The sequence below is a fragment of the Streptomyces sp. SID4985 genome (assembly GCF_009863025.1).
GTDB lineage: Bacteria > Actinomycetota > Actinomycetes > Streptomycetales > Streptomycetaceae > Streptomyces.
Genome location: NZ_WWIR01000256.1, coordinates 1 through 644, shown reverse-complemented (window position 1 = coordinate 644; position 644 = coordinate 1). Strand labels below are relative to the sequence as shown.

Sequence of the window (644 nt, the reverse complement as noted above, 5' to 3'; positions counted from 1 at the left end):
GAGGTGGCGCTGCCGCAGGCCGCCGCCCGGCCGCTCGGACTGGCGCCCGGCGCCCGTCTCACCCTGACCGACCGGCTGGGCGGCAAGCCCGTCCGGGTCCGCGTCACCGGGCTGTACCGCCCGGTCAGCGCGAGCGCGCCGTACTGGCGGCTGGACGACCTGCTCGGGCGCGGGGTGAAGAAGTCCGACGTCACGATGTACGGGCCGCTGCTCGCCGACCCCGCGCTGCTCACCGGCGGACAGGTCAGCGCCGGCCAGGCGTCGTGGCTGGCGTCGGCCGACTTCGCCTCGGTGTCCACCGGGCGGATCGACCCGCTGCGCCGTGCGGCGCGTACGGGCGGCGCGGCCCTGCGCCCCGCCCTCGGCCCGCAGGCCTCGACGACGGCGTCGACCGCGCTGCCGGGCGTCCTGGACCGCGTCCAGCGCTCGCTGCTCGTCTCCCGTTCCACGCTGCTGATCATCGGTCTGCAGCTGATCCTGCTCGCCGGCTACGCGCTGCTGCTGGTGGCCCGGCTGCTCGGTGCCGAACGGGCCGCCGAGACACGGCTGTTGCGGGCGCGCGGTGCCTCCCGGCGCCGGATCGCGGCCCTCGCCGGCGCCGAGGCGCTGCTGCTGGCGCTGCCCGCCGCCCTCTGCGCGCCGCT

General features: G+C 78.0%; 1 protein-coding gene. It reads left to right on the top strand.

All coding sequences use genetic code 11. The features are described 5' to 3' along the window. Positions 1-644, top strand: a 644-nt coding sequence (locus GTW40_RS10480; protein WP_343245653.1) for an FtsX-like permease family protein, incomplete at both ends; no start/stop codon positions are given.